At 72.6% G+C, this 25,568-nt stretch carries 22 protein-coding genes; 17 read left to right on the top strand and 5 right to left on the bottom strand.

Translation table 11 applies throughout. From position 1 onward, the window contains the following. The first annotated feature begins 45 nt into the window (after positions 1 to 45). The 3 genes from hydA to OO68_RS17125 all read left to right on the top strand — a co-directional run bounded on the left by hydA (position 46) and on the right by OO68_RS17125 (position 4,138). Positions 46 to 1,449, top strand: coding sequence for a dihydropyrimidinase (gene hydA / locus OO68_RS17135; RefSeq protein WP_033309226.1), 1,404 nt, complete (start codon positions 46 to 48; stop codon positions 1,447 to 1,449). Positions 1,450 to 1,460: 11 nt separating this feature from the next. Continuing rightward, positions 1,461 to 2,483 carry a TIGR03842 family LLM class F420-dependent oxidoreductase gene (locus OO68_RS17130; RefSeq protein ID WP_033309225.1) on the top strand — a complete coding sequence of 341 codons (1,023 nt, stop codon included), beginning with the start codon at positions 1,461 to 1,463 and terminating at the stop codon, positions 2,481 to 2,483. A gap of 134 nt (positions 2,484 to 2,617) precedes the next feature. Further along, the gene (locus OO68_RS17125) at positions 2,618 to 4,138 is read left to right on the top strand and encodes an NCS1 family nucleobase:cation symporter-1 (protein WP_033309224.1); all 1,521 of its coding nucleotides are present in this window, start codon (positions 2,618 to 2,620) and stop codon (positions 4,136 to 4,138) included. A gap of 26 nt (positions 4,139 to 4,164) precedes the next feature. On the opposite strand, the gene OO68_RS17120 is transcribed toward OO68_RS17125, so the two are convergent. Continuing rightward, positions 4,165 to 4,833 (bottom strand): hypothetical protein, encoded by a 669-nt coding sequence (locus OO68_RS17120; protein WP_033309223.1) that lies wholly within the window; start codon positions 4,831 to 4,833, stop codon positions 4,165 to 4,167. Positions 4,834 to 5,098: 265 nt separating this feature from the next. On the opposite strand from OO68_RS17120, the gene OO68_RS17115 reads away from it, so the two are divergent. The 4 genes from OO68_RS17115 to OO68_RS17100 all read left to right on the top strand — a co-directional run bounded on the left by OO68_RS17115 (position 5,099) and on the right by OO68_RS17100 (position 9,991). Continuing rightward, positions 5,099 to 6,925 carry a gamma-glutamyltransferase family protein gene (locus OO68_RS17115; RefSeq protein WP_033309222.1) on the top strand — a complete coding sequence of 609 codons (1,827 nt, stop codon included), beginning with the start codon at positions 5,099 to 5,101 and terminating at the stop codon, positions 6,923 to 6,925. A gap of 125 nt (positions 6,926 to 7,050) precedes the next feature. Further along, positions 7,051 to 7,896, top strand: a complete 846-nt coding sequence (locus OO68_RS17110; RefSeq protein WP_033309221.1) for an inositol monophosphatase family protein — start codon at positions 7,051 to 7,053, stop codon at positions 7,894 to 7,896. A gap of 179 nt (positions 7,897 to 8,075) precedes the next feature. Next, positions 8,076 to 9,485 carry a phytoene desaturase family protein gene (locus OO68_RS17105; protein WP_033309220.1) on the top strand — a complete coding sequence of 470 codons (1,410 nt, stop codon included), beginning with the start codon at positions 8,076 to 8,078 and terminating at the stop codon, positions 9,483 to 9,485. Further along, positions 9,482 to 9,991 carry an O-acetyl-ADP-ribose deacetylase gene (locus OO68_RS17100; protein WP_033309219.1) on the top strand — a complete coding sequence of 170 codons (510 nt, stop codon included), beginning with the start codon at positions 9,482 to 9,484 and terminating at the stop codon, positions 9,989 to 9,991. The genes OO68_RS17105 and OO68_RS17100 overlap by 4 nt, the downstream gene beginning before the upstream one ends. 18 nt (positions 9,992 to 10,009) lie before the next feature. Here the strand turns inward: OO68_RS17100 and OO68_RS17095 are convergent, their stop codons facing one another. Continuing rightward, complete coding sequence (locus OO68_RS17095; RefSeq protein ID WP_033309218.1) at positions 10,010 to 10,843, bottom strand: class II glutamine amidotransferase; 834 nt, start codon at positions 10,841 to 10,843, stop codon at positions 10,010 to 10,012. 264 nt (positions 10,844 to 11,107) lie between these two features. Between OO68_RS17095 and OO68_RS17090 the strand changes: the two genes are divergently transcribed. The 4 genes from OO68_RS17090 to OO68_RS17075 all read left to right on the top strand — a co-directional run bounded on the left by OO68_RS17090 (position 11,108) and on the right by OO68_RS17075 (position 16,296). Next, positions 11,108 to 13,777 (top strand): winged helix-turn-helix domain-containing protein, encoded by a 2,670-nt coding sequence (locus tag OO68_RS17090; RefSeq protein ID WP_033309217.1) that lies wholly within the window; start codon positions 11,108 to 11,110, stop codon positions 13,775 to 13,777. 75 nt (positions 13,778 to 13,852) lie between these two features. Then, positions 13,853 to 15,463, top strand: a complete 1,611-nt coding sequence (locus OO68_RS17085) for an MFS transporter (protein WP_033309216.1) — start codon at positions 13,853 to 13,855, stop codon at positions 15,461 to 15,463. Next, positions 15,460 to 15,978, top strand: a complete 519-nt coding sequence (locus OO68_RS17080) for a hypothetical protein (RefSeq protein WP_033309215.1) — start codon at positions 15,460 to 15,462, stop codon at positions 15,976 to 15,978. The genes OO68_RS17085 and OO68_RS17080 overlap by 4 nt, the downstream gene beginning before the upstream one ends. 120 nt (positions 15,979 to 16,098) lie before the next feature. Continuing rightward, entirely contained in the window at positions 16,099 to 16,296 is a 198-nt protein-coding gene (locus OO68_RS17075) for a DUF8691 family protein (RefSeq protein ID WP_033309214.1), read from the top strand. 5 nt (positions 16,297 to 16,301) lie between these two features. Here OO68_RS17075 and OO68_RS17070 read toward each other — a convergent pair whose 3' ends face one another. Together OO68_RS17070 and OO68_RS17065 are read right to left on the bottom strand one after the other, a co-directional pair. Continuing rightward, the gene (locus OO68_RS17070) at positions 16,302 to 17,711 is read right to left on the bottom strand and encodes a DUF2252 domain-containing protein (RefSeq protein WP_033309213.1); all 1,410 of its coding nucleotides are present in this window, start codon (positions 17,709 to 17,711) and stop codon (positions 16,302 to 16,304) included. Between the two features lie 3 nt (positions 17,712 to 17,714). Next, a complete protein-coding gene (locus OO68_RS17065; RefSeq protein WP_078625338.1) occupies positions 17,715 to 18,353 on the bottom strand; it encodes a potassium channel family protein in 639 nt (212 codons plus the stop codon). Positions 18,354 to 18,518: 165 nt separating this feature from the next. Between OO68_RS17065 and OO68_RS17060 the strand changes: the two genes are divergently transcribed. From OO68_RS17060 to OO68_RS17040, 5 genes are all read left to right on the top strand, one after another. Then, positions 18,519 to 19,181 carry an HdeD family acid-resistance protein gene (locus OO68_RS17060; protein WP_033309212.1) on the top strand — a complete coding sequence of 221 codons (663 nt, stop codon included), beginning with the start codon at positions 18,519 to 18,521 and terminating at the stop codon, positions 19,179 to 19,181. 54 nt (positions 19,182 to 19,235) lie between these two features. Then, positions 19,236 to 20,591, top strand: a complete 1,356-nt coding sequence (locus OO68_RS17055) for a hypothetical protein (protein ID WP_033309211.1) — start codon at positions 19,236 to 19,238, stop codon at positions 20,589 to 20,591. A 3-nt stretch (positions 20,592 to 20,594) separates the two neighbouring features. Continuing rightward, positions 20,595 to 21,476 carry a YhjD/YihY/BrkB family envelope integrity protein gene (locus OO68_RS17050; RefSeq protein WP_051814677.1) on the top strand — a complete coding sequence of 294 codons (882 nt, stop codon included), beginning with the start codon at positions 20,595 to 20,597 and terminating at the stop codon, positions 21,474 to 21,476. A gap of 78 nt (positions 21,477 to 21,554) precedes the next feature. Next, positions 21,555 to 22,025, top strand: coding sequence for an SHOCT domain-containing protein (locus OO68_RS17045; protein ID WP_033309210.1), 471 nt, complete (start codon positions 21,555 to 21,557; stop codon positions 22,023 to 22,025). A gap of 32 nt (positions 22,026 to 22,057) precedes the next feature. Then, positions 22,058 to 22,474 carry a DUF7144 family membrane protein gene (locus OO68_RS17040; protein WP_033309209.1) on the top strand — a complete coding sequence of 139 codons (417 nt, stop codon included), beginning with the start codon at positions 22,058 to 22,060 and terminating at the stop codon, positions 22,472 to 22,474. An 11-nt stretch (positions 22,475 to 22,485) separates the two neighbouring features. On the opposite strand, the gene OO68_RS17035 is transcribed toward OO68_RS17040, so the two are convergent. After that, positions 22,486 to 24,531: a SpoIIE family protein phosphatase gene (locus OO68_RS17035; protein ID WP_033309208.1), complete on the bottom strand. Its 2,046-nt coding sequence runs from the start codon at positions 24,529 to 24,531 to the stop codon at positions 22,486 to 22,488. 152 nt (positions 24,532 to 24,683) lie between these two features. On the opposite strand from OO68_RS17035, the gene OO68_RS17030 reads away from it, so the two are divergent. Continuing rightward, complete coding sequence (locus OO68_RS17030; RefSeq protein WP_033309207.1) at positions 24,684 to 25,514, top strand: alpha/beta fold hydrolase; 831 nt, start codon at positions 24,684 to 24,686, stop codon at positions 25,512 to 25,514. Positions 25,515 to 25,568: the final 54 nt, after the last annotated feature.

Here is a 25,568-nt window from a genome sequence, read left to right as displayed (position 1 = left end):
ACCACCTACAACCGGCACGCATCCACTGCGAGGAGCGACCACGACATGAGCAGCCGTACAGTGATCCGCGGCGGCCTCGTCATCACCGCATCCGACGAGATCCACGCCGACGTCCTGATCGAGGACGGCCGCATCGCCGCCCTCGCCGCGTCCAACACCCCGGCGGCGCAGGCCTTCACCGCAGACCGCACCATCGACGCCACCGCAAAGTACGTCATCCCCGGCGGCGTCGACGCCCACACCCACATGGAGCTGCCCTTCGGCGGCACTTTCGCCTCCGACACCTTCGAGACCGGCACCCGGGCCGCCGCCTGGGGCGGCACGACGACGATCATCGACTTCGCCGTGCAGAGCGTCGGCCACAGCCTGCGCGAGGGACTCGACGCCTGGCACGCCAAGGCCGAGGGCAACTGCGCCGTCGACTACGGCTTCCACATGATCGTCTCCGACGTCAACGAGCACACCCTCAAGGAGATGGACCACCTGGTCGAGGAGGGCGTCACCTCCTTCAAGCAGTTCATGGCCTACCCGGGGGTCTTCTACAGCGACGACGGACAGATCCTGCGCGCCATGCAGCGCTCCGCCGAGAACGGCGGGCTGATCATGATGCACGCCGAGAACGGCATCGCGATCGACGTCCTCGTCGAACAGGCCCTGGCCCGCGGCGAGACCGACCCGCGCTACCACGGCGAGGTCCGCAAGGCCCTGCTGGAGGCCGAGGCCACCCACCGCGCCATCAAGCTCGCGCAGGTGGCCGGCGCGCCCCTGTACGTCGTGCACGTCTCGGCGACGGAGGCGGTCGCCGAGCTGGCCCGGGCCCGCGACGAGGGGCTGCCCGTCTTCGGCGAGACCTGCCCGCAGTACCTGTTCCTGTCCACCGACAACCTCGCCGAGCCGGACTTCGAGGGCGCCAAGTACGTGTGCAGCACGCCCCTGAGGCCGAAGGAACACCAGGCCGCACTGTGGCGCGGCCTGCGCACCAACGACCTCCAGGTCGTCTCCACCGACCACTGCCCCTTCTGCTTCGTAGGCCAGAAGGAACTCGGCCGCGGCGACTTCTCCAAGATCCCCAACGGCCTGCCGGGCGTCGAGAACCGCATGGACCTGCTCCACCAGGCCGTCCTCGACGGGCACATCTCCCGCCGCCGCTGGATCGAGATCGCCTGCGCGTCCCCGGCCCGCATGTTCGGCCTGTACCCGAAGAAGGGCACCATCGCGCCGGGCGCCGACGCCGACGTCGTCATCTACGACCCGCACGCCGAGCAGGTCATGTCCGCCGAGACCCACCACATGAACGTCGACTACTCGGCGTACGAGGGCAGGCGCACCACCGGCCGGGTCGAGACGGTCCTCTCGCGCGGCGAACCCGTCATCACCGAGCGGGAGTACACCGGCCGCGCCGGGCACGGCGTGTTCACCCCGCGATCCACCTGTCAGTACCTCACCTAGGAGTGGCGCAGATGGACTTCGGACTCGTCCTGCAGGCAGACCCGCCCGCCTCGCGGGTGATCAGCCTGATGAAGCGCGCGGAGCGCAACGGTTTCTCGTACGGCTGGACCTTCGACTCCGCCGTGCTGTGGCAGGAACCGTTCGTGATCTACAGCCAGATCCTCGCCAACACCACGACCCTGAAGGTCGGGCCGATGGTGACCAACCCCGGCACCCGCACCTGGGAGGTCACCGCCTCCACCTTCGCCACCCTCAACGACATGTTCGGCAACCGCACGGTCTGCGGCATCGGCCGCGGCGACTCGGCGATGCGCGTGGCCGGCCGCAAGCCCAACACCCTGGCCCGGATCAGCGAGGCCATGAAGGTCATCCGCGACCTCGGCAGCGGACGGGAGGCCGACCTCGGCGGCGGCACCGTCGTCAGATTCCCCTGGATCAAGCCCGGTGCCGAACTGCCCGTGTGGATGGCCGCGTACGGCCCCAAGGCCCTGAAGATGACCGGCGAGGAGGCGGACGGGTTCATCCTCCAGCTGGCCGACCTCTACCTCACCGAGTACATGGTCAAGGCCGTGAAGGACGCGGCCGTAGCCGCCGGCCGGGACCCCGCCGAGGTGACCGTCTGCGTGGCGGCGCCGGCCTACGTCACCGAGGACGACTCGCCCGAGGCGCTCGCCCACGCACGCGAGCAGTGCCGCTGGTTCGGCGGCATGGTCGGCAACCACGTCGCCGACCTGGTCTCCAAGTACGGCGAGCACTCCGCCGCCGTCCCCGACGAACTCACCGACTACATCAAGGCCCGCGAGGGCTACGACTACTCCCACCACGGCCGCGCCGGCAACCCGGACACCCAGTTCGTGCCCGACGAGATCGTCGACCGGTTCTGCCTGATCGGCCCGGTCGAGAAGCACATCGAGAAGCTGGAGGCGCTGCGCGCGCTCGGCGTGGACCAGTTCGCCGTCTACGACATGCACGACGCGCAGGAGGCCGTGATCGAGGCCTACGGATCCCGGGTGATCCCGGCCGTCAACGGCTGACCTCCGCCGCCCCACCCGTGTGAACTCCCCCTTCCCAGCGGCTCGGGAAGGGGGCCCAGGACGCTCCCGAGCGCACCCCCCATCGGCTCACCGCACGGCCTTTCCCGTCCCGCCTCCCCTGATTGGCCCGGCCCATGACCGATACCGCTCCCACGGCCCCACCGCCGACCACCCAAGTCACCCTCGCCGACGGCCGGGTGGAGATCGCCCCGGGCGCCCCCGCACCGACCGGCCCCTACGCCAACGAGGACCTGCTGCCGGTCCCGGTCGAGAAGCGCACCTGGACCACCTACAACTTCTCCGCGCTGTGGGTCGGCATGGCCCACAACACCGCCTCCTGGACCCTGGCCTCCGGGCTCATCGCCGTCGGCATGGACTGGAAGCAGGCGGTGCTCACCATCGCCCTGGCCAACGTCATCGTGCTGATACCGATGCTGCTCACCGGACACGCAGGACCCAAGTACGGCATACCCTTCCCGGTCTTCGCCCGCGCCTCTTTCGGCATCCGCGGCGCCAACCTCCCCGCCGTCGTAAGGGCGTTGGTGGCGTGCGGCTGGTTCGGCATCCAGACCTGGATCGGCGGCGAGGCCATCTACTTCCTGGCCGGCAAGCTCATCGGCACCGGCTGGACGGACGCGTCGAAGGTCGGCGGCTACGCCTGGACGATGTGGCTGTCGTTCGCGATCTTCTGGGCGCTCCAGGTCGTCATCATCTACCGGGGCATGGAGACCATCCGCCGCTTCGAGAACTGGGCGGCGCCCTTCGTGCTCGTCGGCGCGTTCGTGATGCTGTGGTGGATGAGCGACAAGGCGGGCGGCTTCGGCCCGCTCTTCGACCAGCCCTCCAAGCTCGGCTGGGGCGCCGACTTCTGGAAGCTGTTCGCCCCCGCCCTCATGGGCATGATCGGCTTCTGGTCCACGCTGTCGCTGAACATCCCCGACTTCACCCGCTACGGCAAGAGCCAGAAGGCGCAGACCCGGGGCCAGGCCCTCGGCCTGCCGACCACCATGACCCTCTTCGCGTTCCTGTCGGTCATGGTCACCTCGGGCAGCCAGGCCGTCTACGGCGAGGCCATCTGGGACCCGGTCCAGCTCGCCGCGAAGACGGACAACACGGTCGGCCTGCTCTTCGCGCTGGTCACCGTCCTGGTGGCGACGCTCTCCGTCAACGTCGCGGCCAACCTGGTCTCGCCGGCGTTCGACTTCTCCAACATCGCGCCCCGCAGGATCAGTTTCCGGGCCGGCGCCCTCGCCACCTGCGTCCTGGGCGTGCTGATCTTCCCGTGGAAGCTGTACTCCGACCCGCAGGGCTACATCTTCACCTGGCTCGGGCTGGTCGGCGGCCTGCTCGGCACCGTCGCGGGCATCCTCATCGCCGACTACTGGATCCTGCGCCGCTCCCGGCTCGACCTCGCCGACCTGTACCGCCCGGGCGGCCGCTACTGGTACGAGGGCGGCTGGAACTGGCGGGCCGTCGTCGCGTTCGCGGTCGGCGGTGTCCTGGCCGTCGGCGGAGCGAGCTTCAAGCCGCTGATCGACGGCCGTCCCATCCCGGCGCTGGCCGATCTGGCCGACTACGGCTGGGCGGTGGGCCTGGGCACGTCGATGGTCCTGTACCTGGCGCTGATGGCCACGCGGGGCCGCAGCACCGTCTGAGGAAGACCGGCGCGCTGGAGGGCGTGTCAGCCCTTGTCGCTCTCCAGCGCGGCCACGGCTTCCTTCGCGGCCTTGATGGCGCCCTTGTTGATCGCGTCCGTGCTGGGCGCCTTCTTCGACTCGAAGTCACTGCCGTTGTAGGTGATCATCACCAGCGCGTTGGAGGCGCGGGCGATCACGACGCCCTCGCGGGTCTCCTGCTTGTCCTCGGTCGTGAGGTTCACGACGGAGTACGCGCTGTCGCCCAGACCGGGGACGGCCCCGCCGCCGCTCTTCTTGCCGAGGTGCGCCTCGTACGACTTCTCCGCGGCGTCGTCCGACTCCATCACCTCGAAGGACACGTCGAGCCAGCGGTAGTCGTACCCCTTGAGCGCGTTCCAGGAGCAGGTGCGGCGCAGCTCCGAGTCCGTGGACGGGATCTCCTTGCCCGCCGTCTTGGCGCCCGGCACCAGCGACTCGATCGTCTTCTTGGCGACGCTCTCGCACGGGGCGGGCGCGGCCGAGTACGCCTTCGACACCGTCGACGTCGACGGGGCGGACGCGGACCGGTTCTCGGTCTTCTCCTCGGCCGGCCTGTGCTCGGCTGCCTGCGGCGCGGCGAGCGGACCGGACGACAGCGCCCAGCCCGCCGCGGCGAGCACCACCACCGGGGACAGACGGGCGGTCAGGGCGAGGGGCAGAGGTAGGGAACGCACGGCGCCCTTCTCGTGGGGGACGGAAGGTGCGGAGCGGGTCCGCACGGCGGACGGGACGACAGTCTCACACGAGTGTCTGTGGTGCGGAAGTGCGAACTCGCTCCGTGGCTGCGCGGTGACGGGACACCCCTTTCCACCGCCCGGAAATCGGTCGGTTCAGCAGCCGGTGGGTGGTTTACCCGAGGTTTTGCCAGGACCCCGACCAGGGGAGGGGGACGGGTGGCGTGGCCCCTGAGCGCCCCGGACGACGAGAGAAGAAGGCCGTATGTTCACCACCCGCCCCACCCTCCAGGGCACCTTCGGCATGGTCGCCTCCACCCACTGGCTCGCCTCGCAGTCCGCGATGGCCGTCCTGGAGAACGGCGGCAACGCCTACGACGCGGCCGTGGCGGGGGCCTTCGTGCTGCACGTCGTCGAGCCGCACCTCAACGGCCCGGCCGGTGAGGTGCCGATCCTGCTCGCCCCGGCCGGCGGCGAGGTACGGGTGCTGTGCGGGCAGGGCGTCGCACCGGCCGGGGCGACCGTCGCGCACTACCGGGGCCTCGGCCTGGACCTCGTCCCCGGCACCGGGCCGCTCGCGGCCGCCGTGCCGGGCGCGTTCGACGCGTGGATGCTGCTGCTGCGCGACCACGGCACCCTGGCCCTCGAAGACGTCCTGAAGTACGCCATCGGCTACGCCGAGCACGGCCACGCGCCCGTGGAGCGCGTCGGCGAGACCGTCGAGACCGTGCGCGAGCTGTTCGAGACGGAGTGGACCTCGTCGGCGGACGTCTACCTGCCCGGCGGCAAGGCACCGCGCCCCGGCGAGCTCTTCGCCAACCCCGCACTCGCCGCCACCTGGAAGCGCCTGCTCGCCGAGACCGCCGGCGCGGGCGACAGACAGGCGCGGATCGAGGCCGCCCGGCAGGTGTGGCGCGAAGGGTTCATCGCCGACGCCCTCGTCCGCCAGGCCGGCCGCCCGACCAGGGACACCAGCGGCCGACGGCACACCGGCACCCTCACGGCGGCCGACCTCGCCGCCTGGTCCGCGACCTACGAGACACCGGCGACGTACGACTGGAACGGCTGGACCGTGTGCAAGCCGGGCCCCTGGAGCCAGGGCCCCGTCCTCCTCCAGCAACTCGCCCTGCTCCCGCCCGAACTGCCCCCGTACGGTTCCGCCGACTACGTCCATCTCCTGGTCGAGAACTGCAAGCTCGCCATGGCGGACCGGGAGGCCTGGTACGGGGACGCCGCCGACGTACCGCTCGACGACCTGCTGTCCGGCCCCTACAACACGGCCCGCCGCGCCCTCGTCGGCGAGCGGGCCGAGAACGACCTGCTGCCCGGCAGCCCCGGCGGACGCACCCCCCGCCTGTGCGCGCACGCGCGCGTGGCCGCCGCGGCACAGGAGGGCTTCGACGCCCTGGGCGTCGGCGAACCGACCGTCGCCAAGAGCCCGGCGTCCCCCGTTCCCGGCGAACCCGAGATCCTCGCCGACGGCACCACCCGCGGCGACACCTGCCACCTCGACGTCGTCGACCGCTGGGGCAACATGGTCTCGGCCACCCCCAGCGGCGGCTGGCTCCAGTCCAACCCGGTCGTGCCCGAACTCGGCTTCCCGCTCGGCACCCGGCTCCAGATGACCTGGCTGGAGGAGGGCCTGCCCAACTCCCTCACCCCGGGCCGCCGTCCCCGCACCACCCTCACACCCTCGATCGCCCTGCGCGACGGCGTGCCCGTCATGGCGTTCGGCACGCCCGGCGGTGACCAGCAGGACCAGTGGCAGCTGCACTTCTTCCTCGCGGTGGCGCTGCGCGCCCCCGTGCGCGGCGGACCCGACCTCCAGGGCGCCATCGACGCCCCGAACTGGCACAACGACAGCTTCCCCGGCTCCTTCTACCCGCGCGGCATGCGCCCGGGCAGCGTCACCGTGGAGTCCCGCACCGACCCGGCCGTCGTCGGGGAACTGCGGCGGCGCGGCCACGACGTGACCGTGGGCGGCCCCTGGTCGGAGGGCAGGCTGTGCGCGGTCGCGCGGGACCCGGAGACGGGCGTGCTGTCGGCCGCGGCGAACCCGCGCGGGATGCAGGGGTACGCGGTGGGCCGGTGATCCGGCGGGGCCGCCGCCGCGCTCGGCGCCCGTCGGCGTCCGGCCGCCCCCGCTGTTCATCGCGCTGCCACCGGGAGTGAACCCGGCGGGCAGGGCCTGTCAGTGGTCCGTGTTGTCATGGAGGGGTGAACGACAGCACCGAAACCATCGAAGAGTTTCTCGCACAGCACGCCTTCGACGTCGAGGAGGCGATCCGCAAGGCGGCCGCCTCCGAGATCATGCCCCGCTGGCGCCGGCTGGCCGCACACGAGGTCGACCAGAAGAGCGGCCCGCACGACCTGGTGACCGACGCCGACCGCAAGGCCGAGCTGTATCTGACCGAGGCCCTGGTCGCCCTGCTGCCCGGCTCGGTCGTGGTCGGCGAGGAGGCGGTCCACGCCAACCCGGCGTCGTACCAGGCGATACGCGGCGACGCCCCGGTCTGGATCGTCGACCCGGTCGACGGGACACGCCAGTTCGTCCGCGGCGAGGCGGGGTTCTGCACCCTGGTCGCCCTGGCCCACCGCGGCACCCTGCTCGCGTCCTGGACGTACGCGCCCGCCCGCGACCGGCTCGCCACCGCCCAGCGGGGCAAGGGCGCCCACCTCGACGGGGAGCGGCTGTTCGCCGGAGTGCCGGAGCCCGGCCGGGACCTGCGCGTGGCCACCTCCCACCCCGACTACACGACGGACGAGGAGAAGCACGCCCTGCTCGGCCTGCGCACCGACGGCGTGGCACCGCGCCCGTGCGGCTCGGCCGGCCTTGAGTATCTCGCCATCGCCCGCGGCGAGTCGGACGCGGTGGCGTTCTCCTGGGAAGCCGCCTGGGACCACGCGGCCGGTCTGCTGCTGGTGGAGGAGGCCGGCGGCGCCCACCTGACGCGTGCGGGCGAGCCCTTCCGCATCGCCGGCGGCAACGCCCTGCCCTTCACCGCCGCCCGCGACGCGGCCACGGCCCGCAGGGTCGTGAGCCTGCTGTCGGGCGGGGCATGAGCGGCATCCCGTTGCGTGGTGCGCACATGGGACTACACAGGGTGTGCAAGCGAAGGGTTTCGGTCGCCGCAAAGCGGCCTTCCCCGCCGGAAATCACCGGCGGCCGGTGACTGTCAGTCCCCGGGCATATCCTGATCCCCAGTGGCCGTCGGCTGACGAAGGGGTCCGAGGTGCCGTCGATGCTCGATGCCGTCGTAGTGGGTGCGGGGCCGAACGGACTGACCGCGGCCGTGGAGCTGGCCCGCCGCGGCTTCTCCGTCGCCGTCTTCGAAGCCCGCAGCACCGTGGGCGGCGGAGCCCGCACCGAGGAGCTCACCCTCCCCGGCTTCCGGCACGACCCGTGCTCCGCGGCCCACCCGCTCGCCATCAACTCCCCGGCGTTCCGCGCCCTGCCGCTGGAGCGGTACGGCCTGGAGTGGCTGCACGCCGAACTGCCCATGGCGCACCCCTTCCCGGACGGCACGGCGGCCGTCCTGGCCCGCACGGTCGGCGAGACGGCCGCCTCCTTCGGCCCGCGCGACGCCGGCGCCTACCGCAGGCTCATCGAGCCCTTCCTGCCCAAGTGGGACACCCTCGCCCGGGACTTCATGTCGCTGCCGCTGACCGCGCTGCCCCGCGACCCGGTGACGCTCGCGCGCTTCGGCCTGGCCGGGCTGCCCCCGTCGACGCTGCTGATGCGCCGCTTCCGCGACGAACCGGCCAAGGCCCTGTTCTCCGGGCTCGTCGCCCACGTCATGGCCCCGCTCGGCGGCTTGGCCACCAGTGCCGTCGGCCTGGTCTTCGCCCTCGCGGCGCACGCCCGAGGCTGGCCCGTCGCCCGCGGCGGCTCCCAGTCCCTCTCCGACGCCCTCACCGCCTACCTGCGGGACCTCGGCGGCAGCGTCCACACCGACTACGAGGTCAAGCGCCTCGACGACCTGCCACCGGCCCGGGCGTACGTCTTCGACACCTCGCCCACCGCCCTGGCCCGCATCGCCGGCTTCGGCAGCCACTACGCCGGCTACCGCTACGGACCGGGAGTCTTCAAGGTCGACTACGCGCTGGACGGCCCCGTGCCCTGGACGGCGAAGGAGGCCCGCGCCGCCGGCACGGTGCAGGTCGGTGCGAGCAGCGCGGAGATCGGCGCGGCCCTGAACGCGGCGTCCCGTCAGGGCCGGGCCCCCGACAAGCCGTTCCTGATCACGGTCCAGCCGAGCGTCGTCGACCCCACCCGGGCCCCGGCGGGCAAGCACGTCTTCTGGGCCTACGGACACGTCCCGCACGGCTGGACGGGCGACCTCACCGACACCATCGAGCGCCAACTGGAGCGCTTCGCCCCGGGATTCCGCGACCGCGTCCTGGCCCGCGCCACGGCCGGCCCGCCCGAACTCGCCGCCCGCAACGCCAACTACGTCGGCGGGGACATCGCCTCCGGCGCGGCCTCGGGCCTCCAGCTCCTGCTGCGCCCCAAGCTCACCCTGTTCCCGTACCGCACCCCGCATCCGGCCGTCTTCATCTGCTCGTCGGCGACCCCGCCGGGCCCCGGAGTGCACGGCATGTCGGGGCACAACGCGGCGAAGGCCGTCTGGAAGCGACTGAGGCAGATATGACGGCCATCGAGCTGGTCCAGGGCGACATCACGCGCGAGAGCGTCGACGTGATCGTCAACGCGGCCAACTCCTCACTGCTGGGCGGGGGAGGGGTCGACGGGGCGATCCACCGCCGCGGCGGCCCCGCCATCCTGGAGGACTGCCGCAGGCTCCGCGCGGCGCACCTCGGCAAGGGCCTGCCCACCGGCCAGGCCGTCGCCACCACCGCGGGCGAGCTGGACGCCCGCTGGGTCGTCCACACCGTCGGCCCGGTGTTCAGCACGAGCGAGGACCGCTCCGGCCTGCTCGCCTCCTGCTACCGCGAGTCGCTCCGCGTCGCCGGTGAACTCGGCGCCCGCAGCGTCGCGTTCCCCGCCATCTCCACCGGCGTCTACGGCTGGCCGATGGACGACGGCGCCCGCATCGCGATCGAGACCGTACGGGCGGCCGGCACCACGGTCGAGCAGGTCAGGTTTGTCCTCTTCGACCGCCCCGCGTACGAGGCGTTCGCCGCGCACCTTCACTGAACCGCGGCACGGCGGCGCTCAGACGGGCTCGGGCTCGAAGTGCCGCAGCAGGTCCCGGCCGGGCTGGACGACGCCGTAGCTGTTCTCCGGAACGGTGTTCCACACCCCGGGAAGATCGCCCAGCGGTTCCGACACCACCAGCCGGGTCTCGTCCGAGATGTGGTTCAGGAACGCGAGATCGGGGTGCAGGGCGCGCACGTCCTCCACCCTGCTGCTGTAGTAGAGCGAGCGGGAGGCCCCGCCGCTGGAGTACCGGAAGAACCACACCCGCTCGCCGTCGGTCACCGCGATCGTCATCTGGAGCGGCTCCGGCACCCCGTTCTCGTGTCCGAGCCGCTCGACGAGCCCCGCCATCCGGGCCACCGCGCCCGGCGGATCGGCGTCGAGACCGAGCGTGAGGGCCACGTGGAACATCACCTCGGAATCCGTCGTGCCCTCCAGGGAGGGGAACAGCTCCGGCGCTATGGACATCATGAGATCCCGGCGCATCGCGGAGAACCCGGTGATCGCCCCGTTGTGCATCCACATCCAGCGTCCGTGCCGGAAGGGGTGGCAGTTGGTCTGCTGCACGGCGGTTCCGGTCGAGGCCCGCACGTGGGCGAAGAACAGCGACGAGCGGACGTGGTCGGCGATCTCCCGCAGATTGCTGTTGCTCCAGGCCGGACCCGTGTCGCGGATGACGGCCGGGGTGCGCAGATGCCATGCGTACCAGCCGACGCCGAAGCCGTCGCCGTTGGTGGTCTCGACCCCCATCCGCGCGTGCAGGCTCTGGTCGATCAGCGAGTGCTCGGGGCGGTAGAGGACGTCGTCGAGCAGCACGGGCGTTCCCGAGTAGGCGAGCCAGCGGCACATGGTCGGTACTCCCGTTCCGGGCCGCCCCGGTCGAGCCGGGCGGCCTCTGGATGATGATCGCCGATGCGCCCCGCGCGCCCGGGCGGCGGGGCGTGACCCCAGGAGACCCCGGCCGCGGCGGTGGCCGCATCGCCCGCCACGGGTGGTCTCCCGCACACCCCCGGCCCGGGCCAGGGCATGCGCGGCCGGGCGAACACTGAGATGCTGAGCGGGACGATCGCCAGGTCAGGCCCGACTGACGGACGGCAGGCAGGGGTGAGCCCCATGGCCGCTGTAGAGGAAACTCCGGAGGCGGGGTTCGCGTGCGCCGACCCCACCGGCGACCCGCTGCTGCGCACCCGGTTCGCCCTGCCGGCCAGGCCCGCCACCTTCGTGCGCAGGCCACGCCTGGCCGGACACCTCGACCAGGCCCTGGCCACGCCCCTGACCATGGTCAACGGGTCGGCCGGCGCGGGCAAGACGCTCCTGGTCGCCGACTGGGCCTCGAACCTGAGCCGCCCGGTCGCGTGGCTCACCGCCGAGAGCACCGATCAGGCACCCGGCGTGTTCTGGGCGCACGTGCTGCAGGCTCTGCGGGCCGCCGGCGTGCCGGTGGCGAGCGAGGTCGGAAGCCCCGCGGAGGCCGGTCGCGTGGACCGGCGGACGCTCACCCGCCTCGCCGCCGATCTCGAAGGCAGGGACGATCCCACGCTCGTCGTCCTCGACGAGTTCGACCGCGTGGTCTCCCGGGAGATCGCCGAACAGCTGGAGTTCGTCCTGCACCACGCCGGGCGGGGCCTGCGTCTGGTCCTGGTCACCCGCACCGAACCCCTGCTGCCGCTGCACCGCTACCGGGCGTCGGGCGAGATGACGGAGATCCGCGACGCCGAGCTGGCCTTCACCCCCGACGAGGCCCATGAGCTCCTGACACGGCATGGCCTGGACCTGCCCGCGAGCGCCGTGCTGGCCCTGGTGCAACGGACCCGGGGCTGGGCCGCGGGTCTCCGGCTGAGTGCGCTCGCCGCCCGGCAGGGCACCGACCCGCACGCCTACCTGAAGCAGTTCGAAGCGGACCACAGCGCGGTGGCCGACTTCCTGCTCGCCGAGGTGCTCGACCGGCAGGCACCCGGTACACAGGATCTGCTGCTGCGCATCAGCGTCCTGGAACGCTGCTGCCCCGACCTGGTCAATGTACTGACGCAGCGCACTGACGCGGAGCCGATACTGGCCGCGTTGCAGCGCGAGAACGCCTTCGTCCACTACCTCGGCCACTCCTGGTACAGCCTGCACCCCTTGTTCGCCGAGATCCTCCGCGCCCACCTGCGCGAGCGCTTCCCCGGCCTGGAGCCTGAACTGCGCAGCCGCGCGGCCCAGTGGCTACGGCGTTCCGGAGCCCTGCCCGAAGCGCTCGCCCAGGGCGCGGCGGCGGACGACTGGGAGTTCACCGCACGGGCCGTGGTCGACGACCTCGCCCTCGGGCAGTTCTTCACCGGCCTGCGCTCCGACGACCTGTCCGCGCTGTTCGAGCGGATGGGCCCCGACGTCAGGGGCCCGGCCCCGGACCTGGTCCGCGCGGCCCGCGAGCTGGCCGGCCGCGATGTCGAACACGGCCTGGCGCACCTGCAACGGGCCGAGGAGGAGCTGGCCCGGGACGGCGCGACGGACCCGGCGGCGGCCGGGCTCACCTGCGCCCTGCTGGAAGCCCTGGCGGCGCGGCTGACCGGGACCCCGGGCAGGGCCGAGCGCGCCGCGGAGCAGGCCTCGGCGCTCCGGCCGGAGGTTCCCGGCCATCTGCTCGACGAGCACCCGGAGCTGAACGCCCTGCTGCTCACCCACCTGGGGTCCGCCCGCCTGTGGGCCGGGCGCTTCGAGGACGCCCGGGCCGTCCTGTCGGCGGTGGCCGGACGGCCCGGCGGAGCGGCCATGGCGCTGCCCCGGTGGGAGGCTCTGGGCCACCTGGCTCTGATCGACTACCTGAACGGCTGGCTCGGCCGGGCGGAGCACAAGGCCCTGGCCGCGGCCGGCCAGGCACAGCGCTACAGCCTGCCCCAGCGCTCCGGCGCCGGCCTCGGTGCTCTGGTCCGGGCCGCCGTCCTCATCGACCGTGACGAACTCGACCAGGCGCAGGCGCTTCTCGACGAGGCCGCCGCCTCGCACCCGCTCGTAGCGGATCCCGTCGAGGAAGCGGGCCGGGTCCTCACCCGGGGCCGGCTGCTCCTGGCCAAGGGAGATGCCCGCGCGGCGCTCGCGGCGGCGGACGCGGTCGTCCCGGCCGTCATGAACTCACCCTGGGCCGAGGATCACGCCGCCGCCCTCGCCTGTGCCGCCTACCTGGCCCAGGGACGGCCCGAGTCGGCCCGCAGGGCCGCCGAGCGGGTGGCCGACCGCCGGGCCGCCTGCACCGTGCAGGCCGCCCGGGCCCGGCTCGCGACAGGGCACCCCGAGGAGGCGCTGGCCATGCTCGACGACCTGCCGGAGACCGACCGGCCCGGGCCGGCGGTGACCGTCCGGGCCACGCTGGTCCGTGCCCAGGCAGCCCACGGGCTTGGCGACCACACCGCCGCGCACCGCCTCCTCGGCCGGGCCCTCCTGGACGGCAGGCGCGACCAGCTGCGCCTGCCCTTCCTGGAGGCCGGCCCCTGGATCCGCCCGCTGCTGGGCACCGGCCGCCTGCGGGAGCTGGCAAGCGGCTGGCTCGTCCCCGGAGCCGGACACGGCCGCCCCACACCCGTGGCACCGTCGCAGCCGCCCGCGCCGGTCGTCGAGGACCTGAGCGCGCGCGAACACGACGTGCTGCGCAGGCTGGCCGAGATGAGGTCGACGGAGGAGATCGCAGCCGACCTCCACCTGTCGGTGAACACCGTGAAGACCCACCTCAAGAGCATCTACCGCAAGCTCGCCGTGAGCCGCCGCAGCGACGCGGTGCGCCGCGCCCGCGAGGCCCGGATCCTGTGACCGCGCGGCCCGGTCCCACCGCCCTCGCCCGGGGAGGGTGAGGCGCGACGGCCGCTGCGCGGCTGGGATGGACGGGTGACACGCTGGCGCACCCTGATCGTCCTCGGCACCGCCCAGTTCCTGATGGTGCTGGACACCTCCGTCATGAACGTGTCCATCAGCCGGCTGGTCGACGACTTCGACACCGAGGTCACCGCCATCCAGGCGGTCATCACCCTGTACGCCCTGGTCATGGCGGCCTTCATGATGATCGGCGGACGCCTCGGGGACGTCCTCGGACGCCGGCGCACGTTCCTCCTCGGGCTGATGGTCTACGGCACGGGATCGGCCCTGACCGCCGTGGCGCCCAGTCTGTGGGTCCTCGCCCTGGGCTGGTCGGTGATCGAGGGTCTCGGTGCCGCCATGGTCCTGCCGTCCATGGCGGCACTCGTCGCCGAGTCCTACAGGGGACGGGACCGGGCCGTCGCCTACGGAGTGATAGGCGGCCTCGCCGGCGCCGGTATCGCGGTGGGGCCGCTGCTGGGCGGCTGGATGACGACGTACCTCACGTGGCGTCTGGTCTTCGCCGGCGAGGTCGTGATCGTCCTGGCCGTGCTGCTCTGCCACCGGGTGATCCCCAGGACGGCCGTGAGGGAACCGCGGCCCCGGCTCGACGGCGTGGGCGCGGCGCTCTCCGCCGCGGGCCTCGGGCTGGGCGTGCTCGGAGTGCTCCAGAGCAGCACCTGGGGCTGGGTGCAGCCGCGCAACCCGCCCTTCACCGTCCTGGGCTTCGCCCCGACCCTGTTCATCGTCGGCGCCGGAGCCCTGGTCCTGTACGGCTTCGTGCGCTGGGAGCGGCGGCGCGACACCCGGGGGGCCGACGCCCTGGTGCACTTGGCGCTGCTGGGAAGACCGGTCCTGAGGTCGGGCCTGCTGATGCTGGTGAGCCAGAACCTCGTCCTGCTGGGGCTGTTCTTCGCGATCCCGCTGTACCTGCAGGTGGTGCAGGGGTTCGACGCGTTCGAGACAGGCCTGCGCCTGCTCCCGGTGTCCCTCACCATGCTCGCGACCTCCCTCTTCGCAGCGCGGCTCGGCCGGTCGCTCGGTCCGCGCCGGGTCGTGCGGCTGGCTCTGCTGACCCTCGCGGGAGCGGTCGTGTGGCTGCTGGCGACGATCGACCCGGCCATCGACGACGCCCAGTTCGCGGGGGCCATGGCCGTGCTGGGCGTGGGCATGGGCCTGCTCGCCTCACAGCTGGGCAACGTCGTCCAGTCGGGCGTCGGCGAAGAGGAGCGCAGCGAGGCGGGAGGACTCCAGTTCACGGCCCAGAACCTGGGCTCCGCACTGGGCACCGCCCTCATCGGGTCGCTGCTCATCGGAGCCCTGGTGCACGCCTTCGGCACCCAGGTCGAGGCCGATCCCCGGCTGTCGGACGAGGCCCGCAGACAGACCGGCGTGGCCCTGGAGGCCGGGGTCAGCTTCGTCTCCACGGGCCAGGTCCGCTCGGCGGCCGAGCAGGCCGGTCTGCCGCCCGCTGAGGTCGAAGCGGTCACGGAGTCCTACGCATCGGCCCAGCTCGACGGGCTGAAGGCGGCCGTCCTCGCCACCGGCGGGATCACCCTTGCCAGTTTCCTGGTCACCTCGCATCTGCCGACGGCCGGGCAGCACTCCACGCGGCGGCCCGGCGGCGAAGGAGGGGCCCGATGACCACGGATCGCGGTGCCGCACGCAAGGCGCGGGGCGCCGAGCGCCGGGCCCACGCCGACTACACCGGTGGCGTCTACGGCGCCATGCTCGCCGCCTCGGTGGTGATCGGTGCGGGAACCCTGGGGTCGCTGCCCCGGCTGGAACTGGTGCTGCTGCTTGTGCTGACCGGTGCGGTGTTCTGGCTGGCGCACGTGCACGCGCAGCTGTTCGGGGCGCGACTGGCGCAGCGGAGCGTCGACCGCGCGACCGTACTGCATGTGTGCCGCGAGGAGTGGCCGATCCTGCAGGCCGCGGGTCCGCCCGCCGCCGCCGTCGCCGTCAGCCCGCTGCTCGGCCTGGACGTGCAGGGCGCCGTGTGGCTGGCGCTGGCCGTGGCGGTGGCGGAGCAGGTCGGCTGGTCGGTGGCCGCGTCGCTGCGGGCCGGTGCCTCCCGGGGGCAGCTGGCCGGGTCGGCGGCGGTGAACCTGTTGCTCGGGTTGCTGATCATCGCCTTCAAGTTCGTCGTCAAGCACTGACGCGGGCCCGCGGGCCGGAGGTTCACCTGCGCCGGGTGAGGGCGCGCGGGCCGCCGGGGCGGACCATCACTAGGGAAGGGCGCGCCTCCCCCTCTCGGGCCGCCCGCGGGAGAGCAGCTCATGCGCTACGAGATCCGCATCGCCGGACAGATGTCGGAGACACTGGCGAAGGTCTTCCCGGAACTGGACTACGTCGTGGTGTCCGGGCAGACGCTGCTGTACGGCCCGGTCGTGGACGAGGCCCACCTGTACGGACTGCTGACCCGTTTCCAGTCGCTGGGACTCAGGGTCGTGGAGATGCGCCAGTTGCCGGAGTGACCGGCTCAGGACGCCGCCGTCCGGATCCTGCCGGACCGGGCGGCGGCGCCCAGCGCCGCGAAGTCCCGCTCGTTCCGGTCGGCGTAGGACTGCGCGAACGCGGTGAGGGCGCGGTCGAAGCCGTTCCCGCCGCCGAGGTACGCCCCGATGGCTATGGGATCGCCCGAGCGGGCATGGGCCCTCGCCAGGCTCGCTCCGCACAGCCCGGCGAACAGCCGCAGCAGGCCCGGGTCCATCGTGTCCGGCCGTGCGATGCCCTTCCAGTCGCGCAGCTGACGTACGTAGAAGTCCCGCTCGTGCCCGTCGAGGCCCGTGGCGTGGGTCCAGCCGAGGAGGATGTCGCTGGTGGTCTGGATCAGCCGCTGGCCCGCCACCACGCGGCGCCCCTCGTTGTCGTAGCGGATGCCGTCGGTGTGGTCGGCGAGCACCGACGCCTGTGCCTCCTTGGCCTGGAGCAGCAGCGGATCGTCGTCGTCCCGGCCGAGCAGGAGCACGATCCAGCAGCGGGTGCCGACGCTGCCGACACCCACCACCTTGCGGGCGATGTCGACCAGCCGGTAGCGGCGCAGCAGGTGCCGGCGCTCGGACGACAGGGTCCGCACGTACCCCTCCAGGACGGCGCGCAGCTCCCTCTCCTGCCCGCGTGGCGCGGACTCGCTCACCAGGTCCCGCAGCGGCGTGATCAGGGGCGGGTCGGGGGCGATCCGCCGACCCTCGTCCGTGACCCGGGTGAGCTTCTCGAAGGCCTGGAGGTGCGTGCGGGTCCTGGCCTTCGCCGTCGCCTCGGCGGTACGGCGCCGCGCCTCCTTGGTCATCGACGCGGCCATCAGTTCCCGCAGCCGGTCGGCGTCGTCCTGTGCGTACCAGATGTCCAGGGTGCGCATGCCCGCGAACTCCCGCATCCGCTGCCGGTAGGCCCGTACGCCCGCCTCCACGATCCGGTTCTGCTCCTCGGCCTCGAAACCGTTGGCCCGGCCCGCGATGGCGAAACTGGCCGCCAGCCGCTTGACGTCCCACTCGAACGGCCCGGCCAGCGTCTCGTCGAAGTCGTTGATGTCGAACACCAGATGGCGTTCCGGCGAGGCCAGCAGCCGGAAGTTCAGCAGATGGGCGTCACCGCAGAGCTGCACCCGCAGTCCGGTGTCCGCGACGGCCCCGAGGTCCGCCGCCATGACGGCCGCCGCGCCCCGGTAGAAGCGGAACGGGGACTCCAGCATGCGGGCGTAGCGGATCGGCACCAACTCCGGTACACGGGTGGCCGACTGACGTTCCAGCACCTCGACCGGGTCGAAGCGCTGCGGACCCGCGTCGAAGAAGCCGTGGGAGGAGCGGGGGACGTGCCGTCGCACGTTCCGCCCCTCGGCCGCCCGCTCGGCCGGGGACAGGTAGGTCATGAGGGGGCCCGGTACGGTCATGGCTCAGTCCTCCGGCCGCGAGGTGAAGTCGTCCGAGGGCTCCCGTCCGCGGCGGCGCAGCCCCGCCTGCACGGCACCGGCGAGAATCCGTGCGGCGACGCCCACCAGCAGCAGCCCGCCCGCCATCTGAACCATCGTCAGTACGCGTCCGGTCTGGGAACGGGCGGCGATGTCCCCGTACCCGACGGTGGTGAACGTGGTGAGCGTGAAGTACAGGGAGTCCGTCTTGGTCAGCGGTTCGCTGAAGGAGCCCGGGGTGGAGTACTCCAGCAGGAAGTAGGTGCCGGCGAAGAGCAGCAGGAAGAGGACCAGGGTGGCGGCCAGGGCCTCGACGGCCTTCAGCCGCGGATAGGGCGAATGCGCGATGGCGCGCACCTCCCACGAGAAGACCATGACGACCAGCAGAAGGCCGCAGGCGAGCAGAACCGAGGTGCCGGTCGTGCTCCGCCCGTCCAGAGGCAGCACGTAGTAGACGGTGATGAGACCGGTCGCGATGAGCGCCGCGCGCACGAGGACGGCGGCCCGCGCGCGTCGGCGCGGGCCGTGCGGCCGCCGACGCCGCTCCTGCTCCTCGTCCTGATCCTGGTCCTGCTTCTGCCGGAGCCGGGCGGACGTGGTCCGGGCCACCGCTGGATCGTTCATCTCGTGTCTCGTGCTCCTTGCCGGCAGACGGGGTCCTCACCACCTCACCGCGGCGGCGCGGGAGAGGGATCACCCGCCGGGGGTGATCCCGAGACCGGCGGGGCACGCGACGCTGCTCGGCAAGGGCGTTCCCGCAGACCGGCGGATCGCCGGTGAGGAGGAGCCATGGCCACGTCACCGAGCCAGGGGCCACGTGCCGGCGCCGATTCCGGGCCCGCAGGGTCGCCGTACGGCACCGCGGGCGACCCCGCCGAGGTGCTGGCGGCGCTGGGACGCTCCTGGACGTGGATCCTCGCCTCGGCGGTGGCGACCCTGGTGCCGGGCATCCTGCTCCTGGTCTGGCCCGAGGCCACCCTGCATGTCGTGGCGGTGCTGATCGGCCTGTACCTGCTGGCGGCCGGAGCGTTCCGCTTCGTCGCGACCTTCGCCCGGCAGGAGCAGGGCCACCGCCTGCCCAGCCTGCTCCTGGCCGTGCTGTACGTGCTGGCCGGAGTGCTGTGCCTGCGCAACCCGCTGCAGACCATCACCGCGCTGTCGCTGGTCGTCGGCCTCGTCTGGCTGGTGTCCGGCATCCTCACGCTCTACACCGCCCTCGCCGCCCGGGACCTGCCGCACCGCGGCTTCGTCCTGGGCATGGCGGTCCTGGGCATCGTCGCGGGCATCGTGGTGCTGGCCCTGCCCGCGGAGTCGGCCCGCGCGCTGACCCGGCTGCTCGGCCTGTGGCTCGTCCTGCTCGGACTGGCCGAGGCGGGGCTCGCGTTCGCCTGGCGGGCTGCGCTGCGCCGGTCGTCCACCGCCGTTCCGCACGGCTCCACCGGGAACGCCTGAGCCCGGCGGGACACGGGACGGCGACAGGCCGTTCACCGCATGAGAGGAGCAGCCATGGCCCCGACCGACGGCCCCGTCCCGCCACCTCCTGCCGAGGGGAGTGAGGCATCGGGGCGCTTCCTGAGCACGGAAGAACACGCGGAGTACGAGCGGCTGCGCCGGAACGCCGGCGTACGTCACCGCCGGCTGCGCTGGTCCGGCGCCGGCGTGCTGCTCGTCCTGGCCCTGCTGCTCGCGCCGCTGTCGGTGGTCGCCGCCTGGGTGGACGACCAGGTCTCCGACACGGGCCGGTACGTGCAGACCGTGGCACCGCTCGCCTCGGACCCCGCGGTCCAGGACGTGGTGACGGACCGGCTGACCGCCCGCGTGGTGGCCCAGGTGGATGTCGAGGCGGTGACGGAGGCGCTCACGCGGACGCTGGCGGACGCCGGGGCACCGCCGCGTGTGGTGGAGGCGTCCGAGTCCCTCGCCGGGCCCTTGCGTTCCGCGGTCCGCGACGTCGTGGACCGGACCATCAGCCGCGTCGTGACCAGCGACGTCTTCGCACAGGCGTGGGAGGGCGCCAACACGCGGGCGCACGCCGCCGTGGTGAGCATGCTCACCGGAGAACGCGAGGGCGCGCTCCGCGCCGAGGGCGACACCGTGCAACTCGACCTCGGCCAGGTGGTCGACGAGGTGCAGCAGCGTCTCGTCGACGCGGGCTTCGACAAGGCCGCGGCCATCCCGGACACCGACCGGACCATCACGCTGTTCCAGGCCGAGGAACTGGGCAAGGCGAAGGACGCGATGCGGTTGCTGGACACCATGGGTACCTGGCTGCCCGTGCTGACGGTCGCCCTGGCCGCCCTAGCCGTGTGGACCGCTCCCCGGCACCGGCGCATGCTGCTGGTCACGGCTGTCGGCGTCGGCGTGATGATGATCGTGTTCCTGGTGGCGCTCGCCCTGCTGCGGCGGGTCTACCTGGACGCCGTGCCGAGCGCGACGCTGCCGCCGGACGCCGCCGCGGCGATCTACGACACCTTCGTCCGCTTCCTGCGCGACAGTACCCGCACCCTCCTCGTGGTCGCGGTGATCACCGCGCTGGCCGCCTACCTCTACGGCCCCGGGCGCGGGGCCCGGGCCGTCCGGCACCTCGCCCGCCGGGGCACCTCGGCCGCCGGCCGGAGCCTGTCCCGCGCCGGACTCCGCACCGGGTCCGCCGGGTTCGCCCTGGCGGAGCACCGCTCATGGACAACCGGCATCGTCATCGGCGCGGGCGTGCTGGCCCTCGTCCTGTGGAACCACCCGACGGCCGGCGCGGTCGCGCTCGTGGCAGGCCTGGTCGTCGTCGTGCTGATCGTCCTGGAGACGCTCGCCGCTGCCGCACAGGGCCCGGACACGACGCGAACGGGCCCGGCCGCGGCTCCATGAGCCATGTCCGGCACCGCCGCCCCGACTCCACCGTCCCGCAGGCCGAGGGGCGAGCGGATCTCGTCGCACCTGAGGTCCGGCCCCGCGGCCCGGCTGCTGCCCAGGCTGGTCGCGCTCAACATCGTGGAAGGGGCGGTCCGGCTCGCCGCCCAGGCCTTCATCGCCGCCCTTCCGCTGCTGATCACGGTGGCGGCGTTCGCACCCGAGGGCGTGCAGGACCTGCTGGCCGACGCACTGCAGAAGGTCGTCGGGGTCCAGGGCGACACGCTGGAGGAGGTGCGCCGCGCCTTCGAGGCGACCGGCCCCGCCGGGAACACGGTCGGGGCCGTGGGTGTGCTCGTCACGCTCGCCTCGGCGACCGCCTTCAGCCGGGCGCTCCAGGCGGTGTGCCAGCGGTGCTGGGACCTGCCCCGGCTCCCGCTGCGGGCGGCGGCCTGGCGCTGGCCGCTGTGGCTGGTGGTCTGGCTCGTCTATCTGCTCCTCCAGGCGCCGATGCGCAGCGGCTTCGGCGTGGGCCCGGTTCTCGGAGCAGTGCTGTCCCTGCTCGGGGCGACGCTGCTGTGGTGGTGGTCGCAGCACTTGCTGCTCAGTGCCAGGGTCGGCTGGAGCGAGCTGCTGCCGGGAGCGGTCCTGGCGGGGACGGGGACGGTCGTGCTCAGCTGGGCGGCCCGTCTGCTGATGCCCACGGCCATGGACCGCAGCCTGGAGGAGTTCGGCCTCCTGGGGCCCGTGTTCACCTTCCTGTCGTGGCTGATCGCGGTCTTCCTGGTGGCCGTCTCGGGGCTGGCACTCGGCGAGACGGTGGCCACGTCCGCCTGGTACCGCAGGGTGCTCGGCACCCGCCGCCGACCGCGCGGCGGCCGCACGATCACCCGCTCCGGGTGAGGCAGCCGTCCCGGACCGCGACCACGCTGAAAACGGCACATACGACTGCCGGGCCCCCGCCCGGGACGGAGGAGTGACATGAGTGCGCAGACCTATCTGGCGTACGACTTTCCACTGCTGAGCGCCTTCTGGGCGATGCTGTGGTTCTTCCTGTGGATCATGTGGTTCGTGCTGCTCTTCCGGATCGTTTTCGACATCTTCCGCGATGACTCCCTGAGCGGCTGGGCCAAGACGGGCTGGCTGGTGTTCTGCATCGTCCTGCCCTTCCTCGGGGTGTTCGTCTATGTCATCGCCCGCGGCAAGAACATGGGACGCAGGGAGATCGCACACGCCCGCGAGCAGCAGGAGGCCATGGACAGTTACATACGGCAGACCGCCAGGGGCGGCGACGACCGGACGAGCAGCGTCGACGAACTCGCCAGGCTGTCCGAGATCCGCGCCCGCGGTGACATCACCGACGAGGAGTTCAGCAAGGCCAAGCACCTGGTCCTCAGCGGCTCCGGCGCGTCGGCATCCTCGCCGCACGCCACCTCCACCTCCGGTCGCTGACCGCGCCGGACGCAAGAGAAACGAGGCAGCAGATGGCAGCCACACACCCTACGCACGGGCACAGGACGGCGAAGCAGGGCCTGGCCACCGGCATGATGGTCTTCGCGGCCGTCATGCTCATGATCGCCGGGATCCTCGCTGTGATGCGCGGTATCGCGGCGATCGCCGAGGACGAGGTCTTCGTCTCGACACCCAACTACGTCTTCGCCTTCGACCTCACCGGCTGGGGCTGGATCCACCTCGCCCTGGGCGTGGTCGCCGTGCTCGTCAGCATGGGTCTGTTCCAGGGGTCGGGCTGGGCGCGCGTCACCGGCGTGGGCATCGCCTCACTCGTCATCATCGCCAACTTCCTCTCCCTGCCGGCCTACCCGGTCTGGTCCGTGGTCATGATCGCGATGTCGGCGTTCATCATCTGGGCCCTGTGCACCCCACGCAGGGGTGACGCCTGAGCCGCCCCGGCTCAGGCCCGCGTGCGGACCAGCAGCAGGGCCACGTCGTCGTCCGGTTCGGGACTCAGCGCGCCGAGCAGACTGTCGCTCGCGCGCTGCAGGCTGGGTCCCGCGTTCCGGAGCAGGCGGGTGAGCGTGTCGAGGCCGGTGTCGATCGACTCGGCGCGGTTCTCGACCAGCCCGTCCGTGTAGAGGGCGAGCAGAGAGCCCGGGGCGAGGTCCACCTCCACCGTGCCGAACTCCACGCCGCCGACCCCGAGCGGTACACCGCCCGGAATGTCGAGGAGCTTCGCGCTGCCGTCCGCCCCGGCGAGCACCGGCGGCAGGTGCCCGGCGCTGGACAGCTCGCAGGTGCCGCGCTCCAGGTCGCACACCGCGTACACGCACGTGGCGATCGCGTCACCGAGCGAGCCGGCGATGTCGTCGAGGTGGCGCAGCAGCTCCGCCGGCGGCAGGTCCAGCCGGGCCAGCGCCCGCGTCGCGGTGCTCAGCTGCCCCATGATCGCCGCGGCCTGGACGCCCTTGCCCATGACGTCCCCGACGACCAGCCCGGTGCGCCCCGGGCCCAGCGGCAGGACGTCGTACCAGTCGCCGCCGACCTCGCTGAGGGCCGGGCGGTAGCGGGCGGCGATGTCCAGCCCCTCCCGCTGGGCGGGGGTGCTCGGCAGCAGGCTGCGCTGCAGGGTCAGGGCGGTGCCGCGCTCGCGGCCGTAGAGGCGGGCGTTGTCGATGCAGATCGCGGCCCGGGCGGCGAGTTCGGAGGCGAGCACCTGGTCCCGGTCGTCGAAGGGGCGCTCGTTGACCGTGCGGTACAGCGAGAGCGTGCCGAGCACCTTGCCCCGGGCCACCAGCGGCAGCGCCAGGTAGGAGTGGGCACCGGCCTCGTGCAGGGCCTGGGCGGCCCGTGAGTCCCGGGCCAGACGCCGCAGCATCTTGCCGTCCACGCGCTCGACCAGGACCGGGCGGGCACTGCGCACGCACTGCGTGATGACCCGCGACGAGCCGTACGTGGCCAGCTCGCCCACCGGATCGGCGGCGTGGATGGCGTCGGTCGGGTAGCCGGCCGCGACGGCCAGTGCCCGGAACTCCGCCGGGGCTCCGCCCGACACGGGAGTGATGGTGCCGCTGGCCACGACCGACTCCAGGACATCCACGGCGGCCAGGTCCGCGAGATGCGGCACGACCACGCCGGCCAGCTCCCGGGCGGTCTGCTGGAGGTCCAGCGTGGTGCCGATCTTCACGCCCGCGTCGGCGATCACCGACAGGTGCTGGCGCGCCTGCGCGACCTCCGCCGCGGCCTGCTGGCGCTCGGTCACGTCCAGCACGGCCATCGCCAGCCCCAGCACCCGGCCGTCGGTGTCCTCGATGCGGTGGTACGACTCCGAGTAGGCGCGGTCCTGGAGATCCGCCGCCGTCCGTCCGACGGTCTGCTGGTCGAGCAGGGGTCTGCCGGTCTCCAGGACGTGCCGCATCCGGGCCTCGATGGCCGCCACGTCCAGGTCCGGCAGCACCTCACCCACCCGGCGCCCCAGCACGGCCTCCTCGGGCACGCCGTTGATCCGTTCCAGCGCGGGATTGACCCCGACCCAGCGCAGGTCGTTGTCGAAGACGGCGATGCCGAGCGGGGTCTGGTTGACGAGGCTGTGCGAGAGGGCGAGGTCGCGCTCCACCTGCCGTACGGTCGTCGCGTCCGTGGCGAGTCCCAGCAGGTGGGGCTGCCCGTCGGGGTCGAGGAGGCGCATCGTACGGAACTCCACGGCGCGTTCCGTGCCGTCGCGGTGCCGCAGCGGGAAGACACCGGCCCACCGGGCCCCCGTGCTGACCTGGGCGAAGAGCTCCCTGCCGCGGGGCCGGTTCTCAGGGGAGACGAGGAGGGTGTCGGCTCGCTGCCGCAGGGCCTCCGCCGCCGTCCAGCCGAGCAGTTGCTCGATTTCGGGGCTCCACAGCGCGATGTGCCCGCCCGCGTCCAGAACCACGGCCGCGACCTTCAGCAGATCCAGCAGCCCGCCGGGCGCGGCCGTGACGGCGTCGCGGTCCGAGGTCGCATACCCGTTCATGCGAGCCGCTCCTTCCGGCGCGGCAAAGGTACCGCCATGATCTGTTGCGCTGGCTGTCCGATGAGGTCACATTACGGTCGGAGGAGCGGCACTGTCGCGCCGAAATGACAAAAACGCGCGGGTGGGTGCTCGCGGCGGGAGGGAGCGGCTTCGTGGAGGACTGGACGCTGCGGGAGAGCCTGGTCACCGCGTCGGGGACCGTGCGCTGGGACCGGCTCGGCGACCCCGGCGCGGAGCCGGTGGTGCTGCTGCACGGGACGCCCTTCTCCTCGTACGTGTGGCACGGGATCGCGCCCGCCCTCGCCGCCGCCGGGTACCGCGTGCACGTGTGGGACATGGCGGGCTACGGCTCCTCGGACATGCACGCCGGCCAGGACGTCTCACTGGGCGCCCAGGGCCGGATCTTCGCCGAGCTGCTCGCGCACTGGGGCTTGGCGGAGCCGGCGGTCGTCGCGCACGACTTCGGGGGGTGCGTGGCCCTGCGCGCCCATCTGCTGCACGGAGCCCGCTACCGGCGGCTCGCGCTGGTCGACCCGGTGGCGCTGAAGCCCTGGGGCTCCCCCTTCTTCCGGCTGGTCGGGGAGCACAGCCGGGTCTTCGAGCAGCTCCCGGCGGCCCTGCACGAGGCGCTGGTGCGCGAGTACGTCTCCTCCGCGAGCCACCTCGGCCTGCGTCCCGCCACCCTCGACGCCCTGGTCGGGCCATGGACGGGGGAGGAGGGCCAGGCGGCTTTCTACCGGCAGATCGCGCAGGCCGACCAGCGCTACACCGACGAGATCCAGCCGCTCTACCCGACGATCGACCTGCCCGTCACGGTGTGCTGGGGCACCGAGGACACCTGGATCCCGTTCGCCAGGGGGCGGGAACTCGCCGCGCTGATCCCGGGAGCCCGGCTGGTGGGCGTCCCGGAGGCCGGTCACCTCGTCCCGCTGGACGCGCCCGCCCGGCTGACGGGCGAGTTGCTCACCTTCCTCAGGGCCTGAACGATCAGGAACGCACAAAGTCCGACGAGGTCATTGCTTCGATTGTGTGCGGGT

This window comes from Streptomyces iakyrus, assembly GCF_000717055.1.
GTDB lineage: Bacteria > Actinomycetota > Actinomycetes > Streptomycetales > Streptomycetaceae > Streptomyces > Streptomyces iakyrus.
Note: the sequence above shows the minus strand (reverse complement) of the source record. Positions and strands in the feature narration are given on the sequence as shown.